Origin of the sequence: Kitasatospora sp. NPDC127035, from assembly GCF_042726075.1 — a bacterium.
In the GTDB taxonomy this organism is placed as follows: domain Bacteria; phylum Actinomycetota; class Actinomycetes; order Streptomycetales; family Streptomycetaceae; genus Kitasatospora.
The window spans coordinates 1-4,542 of record NZ_JBHXDN010000147.1; the positions used below are offsets into that span (position 1 = coordinate 1).

At 70.9% G+C, this 4,542-nt stretch carries 5 protein-coding genes and 2 pseudogenes; 2 read left to right on the forward strand and 5 right to left on the reverse strand.

What is annotated here, in order from left to right; translation table 11 throughout:
- Window positions 1–89: 89 nt before the first annotated feature.
- The 3 genes from ACFWIC_RS40725 to ACFWIC_RS40735 all read right to left on the reverse strand — a co-directional run bounded on the left by ACFWIC_RS40725 (window position 90) and on the right by ACFWIC_RS40735 (window position 2,460).
- Window positions 90–1,496: a tetratricopeptide repeat protein gene (locus ACFWIC_RS40725; RefSeq protein WP_380522227.1), complete on the reverse strand. Its 1,407-nt coding sequence runs from the start codon at window positions 1,494–1,496 to the stop codon at window positions 90–92.
- A 131-nt stretch (window positions 1,497–1,627) separates the two neighbouring features.
- The gene (locus ACFWIC_RS40730) at window positions 1,628–1,885 is read right to left on the reverse strand and encodes a hypothetical protein (protein ID WP_380522229.1); all 258 of its coding nucleotides are present in this window, start codon (window positions 1,883–1,885) and stop codon (window positions 1,628–1,630) included.
- Window positions 1,886–2,079: 194 nt separating this feature from the next.
- Complete coding sequence (locus tag ACFWIC_RS40735; RefSeq protein WP_380522230.1) at window positions 2,080–2,460, reverse strand: hypothetical protein; 381 nt, start codon at window positions 2,458–2,460, stop codon at window positions 2,080–2,082.
- A 472-nt stretch (window positions 2,461–2,932) separates the two neighbouring features.
- Between ACFWIC_RS40735 and ACFWIC_RS40740 the strand changes: the two genes are divergently transcribed.
- Together ACFWIC_RS40740 and ACFWIC_RS40745 are read left to right on the forward strand one after the other, a co-directional pair.
- A complete protein-coding gene (locus tag ACFWIC_RS40740; protein WP_380522232.1) occupies window positions 2,933–3,319 on the forward strand; it encodes a hypothetical protein in 387 nt (128 codons plus the stop codon).
- Between the two features lie 74 nt (window positions 3,320–3,393).
- A pseudogene (locus tag ACFWIC_RS40745) lies at window positions 3,394–3,625 on the forward strand (transposase); the annotation flags it as partial.
- A 70-nt stretch (window positions 3,626–3,695) separates the two neighbouring features.
- Here the strand turns inward: ACFWIC_RS40745 and ACFWIC_RS40750 are convergent.
- Complete coding sequence (locus ACFWIC_RS40750; RefSeq protein ID WP_380522234.1) at window positions 3,696–4,307, reverse strand: hypothetical protein; 612 nt, start codon at window positions 4,305–4,307, stop codon at window positions 3,696–3,698.
- Window positions 4,308–4,317: 10 nt separating this feature from the next.
- A pseudogene (locus tag ACFWIC_RS40755) lies at window positions 4,318–4,542 on the reverse strand (hypothetical protein); the annotation flags it as partial.

Sequence of the window (4,542 nt, forward strand, 5' to 3'; positions counted from 1 at the left end):
CGGGCCCCCTTCCGAGCTGAACGTCTCACGACATCCAACCGGTCCAGGGCCCTCCGGTACCAACCCGGCGAACCTATGCGGTCACAGCACTAGCCCCCGTACCGCTCGTTCCACTCCTCGTCCCACTCGATCTGGGCGAGTGCCTCGGTGAGGGTGGCAGGCTCCGGCTGCTTCCAGGCGCTCTGCCGCCGCTCGTACTCAGCGCGCTGCTCCGCGATGGAGGGGTAGGCAGCGATCGCTTCGTCGGGGCGGCCGGTTCGGGCCAGGATCTCGGCCAGGTGGTGCGCCGCGTCCCGGTGGGGGGAGGCCCGCAGCAGGGTGACGGCTTCCTCGGTGCGGCCGGTGCGGTCGAGGAGGTCTGCGATGCTGGGGTCCCATTCGCCCGGTTCGGTGCGGGGCAGGGTACGGGCGTGTGCGAGGGCCTCGGTGTGGCGGCCGGCCTGGCCGAGCAGCCACAGACGCATGTACTGGACGTCGCTGGGGTGGCCGTCGACCCACCAGCCGGTGAGGTTGTCCAGCACCTGCAGGGCCCGGTCGGGGCGGTTGTCGTCGACCAGTAGGCCGATGAGTTGGTGGACGATGCCGCCGTTGTCGTGGTCCTCGCAGGCGGGCAGGCCGACCTCGACGGCTTCGTCGATCCGGCCCTGGCGGCCCAGAAACATCATCAGTCGGACACGGTCGTGGTCCCGGTCGAGGCCCCTGAGGCGTTCGCGCAGCAGGGTCTCGGCCTCCGCCGCCCGCCCGGCAGCACTGAGTTCCTCGACGTAGATGGGGACGACGACGTCGATGATCGCCGCAAGGTGCGCGAGCTCCTCGGTAAGGCCTTGTCGGGCCAGCAGTGCGGCGAAGTGCCTCGGGACGTTGGGGTAGTGCAGTCGGCCGGCCGCTATCTCGGCGCGCAGCAGTGCTGTGGCCTCGTCCGTGCGGCCGGCACGCTCCAGCACCTGGGCGGTGTGGACGAGTATCTCCGAGGGGTCCGTGCCGGGCCGGCCGGTCGCGCGGGCGAGCGCGTGAGTGAGTAGTTCGAGCATCCGCTCGTCGCGGCCTTGGCCCTCGGTGACCTCGACCAGGGTGCTCAGCAGCCACCCTTGATGGAGGTGCGGGGTGAGGGTGGTGATGGTGGTGTCGATCTGGCCGGCGGACGCGGCGAGCTCGGCGTAGCGGGCCAGGTAGCGTTCGTCCGCCTGAGTCCGGTCGGGGCGCATCATCGCGAGGGCTTCCTCGCTGCGGCCCTGGCGGGCCATGACGTGGGCGGTCTGCCAGCGGGCGGTGAGCCAGCCGGTGGCGGTGAACGGTTGCAGCACCTCCAGTGCCCTGTCGAATTCGCCGTCCGCGCAGAGCGTCTGGACGGCGTACTTGGCGCAGTTCCAGTCCCCCCTCTCCAGGGCGGCCTGGATCACCGTCTCCAGGTGCCCGTACTCGATGAGGGTCAGCGCGACGCGGGAGGAGATCGCGCCGACAGTCTCGGCCTGCCAGACAAGATCATCAATATTCACGTCGGGCACCCTATGAACCACCACCGACAGCTCCCCAGCGGCGATGCCGAGTCGGCGAGCTGAGCATCGTGGCAGGCCCTCGGCGGCCTCCAGGAGGAACGGGTCTTCGCCGGGCCGGGCGAGGAGGAAGGTCAGTGCGGGTCGGCGGACGCCAGGGCCACCGCGAGCACCAGGTGCGGGACGGCTTGCAGGCACCGCTCGGCCATCAGGCTCGGATCGGGAGCGGTGCGGGCGTCGGCCAGCGCCAGCAGCCCGGCGCCGATGGCCGTGTCGACCGCCGCGTCCAGGACCTCGGCCGCCGTGAATTCCCCGCTGGCCGCCAGCTCCCGTGCCCGGGCGAGGGCCTGCGCCGGGGCCGAGACCGCGGCGGGCGGCCGGATGGGTGCCACACCTCGTTCAACGAGTCGGGTCCGCCGCAGTGGCGGTCGGCGTCCCGCTTGGGACCATCACGCGGGCGTACGGGGAAGCGCGGCGGGCGGGACGGGCCGGGGCGCCCCGACGTCGGCCGGCCCGGCCTGGACGAACTGGTCCTGGTCGGCGTCGTCTGCGGTTTCGCCCCGCGAGGCGGAAGGGTCGTCCTGGTCTATGTCGTTTCGCTGGACGTCGATCCGCTCCAGCGTGTGTCGGTGGCGTGCTCGTTCTCGGCTAGGTCGGGCCGGCGGGTCGTGTCGCGGATGCCCTGCGCGGTGTAGCCGCCTCCGGCGCCCGGCACCGGGGCGTTGTCGTCGAGGCCTGCGGTGGCGGTGGCCGGATCGGCGGTGGGGCTGAGCGAGGCGGCCGGGAGGGTGTCGTAGAGCCGGTCGGGCAGGGCCGGGTCGACGGGGTAGCCGCCGGGCCGGTGCCAGTTGTCGCGACCGTGGGCGGTGTTGCGGGCCACGTCGCGCCCGATCAGGGCGCCGAGCAGGCCGAAGCCGCCGACGACCCCGACCAGGGCGAGTGCGCCTACGAGCGTGTCGGAATCCATGGCTCCACTTTCGCGCCGCCACCGACCGGCCACGAGTGGCAGGAATGACATGCCGCATCGAAATCCTGCCACCGGGTTCTCCCGGCGAGCCTTGCCACCTCGGTCGCCGCGCTGGACCCGGGGTCACGGCCTGATCAGGGGTGTCGCGCGGGAGGGCGCCTTGAGTGGCCGGGATCGCCCGCGGGTTCCGCCACCCCGAATGGCCGCTCTCCAGCGCGCCAGTCACAGGAATCGGGCTTACGGTCGGTCAACAGCCGGACGAAGGGTGCCAGGAGGGACCCAGCGACCCCCTCCCGGCGAAGGACCCGTTCCATCTCCTGGGAACGGTGCGCCCGGCCCTGGCGGACAGCCCGGGTGGGGCACCGGCCCCGGCACGCCGGGCAACTCCTACGGCGCCCCACCGCCACCGCCTCCCCCGGCCCGGTCCAACAGCCGGTTCGGACGCGGGTGCCTACTCGGCGGGTGCCTCGGTGTGCTCCTGGTCATCGGCATCGTCATCGCCATCGTGGTCTCGGTCGGCAACGGCTCCGACAAACCGAGCTTCCCCGTCTCCTCCGGCGCTCCGCTCAGCGGCTCCAACAACACCGACCATCCGCCGGCCGGTGATGTCACCGTGGCGGGCTGTGAGATCAACGACGCGAAGTTCCCCGTCGCGCATCTGGAGATCCGCAACAACAGCTCCAAGGTGTCCACGTACTTCGTGACCGTGGAGTTCACCGACCCCGCCGGCACCTGCCTCGGCGAAGGCGTCACCAGCTCCAGCGCCGTCGCCCCGGGCCAACTCGCCAGAACCGATACCACCGCCATCGTCGAGGTCAACGGGAAGATCACCTGCCACGTCGACCGCGTCGCCGGCTGACCCTGGTACTCCCCCGCCGAGGCCCGGTCGGCGGTTCAGATCCCCTGGCGGGTGGGTGCGGTGGTGGTGCAGGCCGCCCTGTGTACGCGATCAACCCCATGGCCTCCGCGCGCTACCGCGAGCGCCGGACCGTCGCGCGCAAGACGTCGGACCACCTGGACGCCCTGGTGCTGGCGAACATTCTCCGCACCGACGCCGACGCCCCCCCGGCAGCTGCCCACCGACAGCGAGCTCGTTCAGGCCGTCGCCGTGCTCGCCCGTGCCCAGCAGAACGCGGCACTCCGATCGCCGCAGAGGTGCAGGCAGGGTTCGTCGGGGCGGGCTCGAGGGCGCCCGCCGCGTCGAGCGGGTGCCCTCGGTCGGGTTCCTGGTGTCCTCAGGAGGTGGGACCGGGTTCCGGTCGGCGGATCGTCCCAGGATTCCCGACAGTCAGGACCATGTCCGGACCGTCTCGCCACGCTCTCAGTGAATCCCCCGCCCTGCTTCCGTCTTCGACCGAGGCACCCGCACCCTCAATTCTCACCGCCATTGCCTTTTCGGAGCATCCGACGGCCACGAACGTGAACGACGGGATTTGCGCGGAGGCCTGGGTGTATTTTCCGGCAAGAACGTTGCCGGGAAATCCTTGGTGAACATCCGAATGGGCGCTGTCGGAAGGACGCTGCGATCCGACGGAACCGCGAACTGTAGGCGTCGCCTCGGTGGGTGGGACCGTCAGGAACGAGACCTCGCAGGTGTCGTTCCTGACCGCGAGGACCACGTCGGCTTCCTCCACTTTCGCGATGCCCAGGATCTTGGCGGTGCCCTTGGCGGGAGGTGCGTCGACACTGCCCTGGAGGGGCAGGCCCGCCGGTACGGCGGCCAGCCCCTCCAGGGCCCAGGAGTCGTCTCCTCCGGGAGATGTCTTCCCGTCACCGGTGCATGCCGTCGCCAGGACCGCGGCGGCCAGGAGAACCGTCGCGCCCGCGAACCGGAAAGGGCGCCTCATATCAATTCCTCTAATTCGACCAGGCGTTGTAGCAGAAGCCTACCGGGTGCTGCGCGCTGCCGCTGCCGACCCAGTGGTCGGTGACGGCACGGCTGTAGACGTCGTAGTAGAAGAGGTCGTACAGGGGGTAGGCCTCCAGATAACCGAACTTGCCGGCCGGAACGGTGTACGCCCCGGCCTCGGTGCGCGTGGCCGTGTCGGTCACACTGAACCCGACCTGGGTGGAGACCTTCCA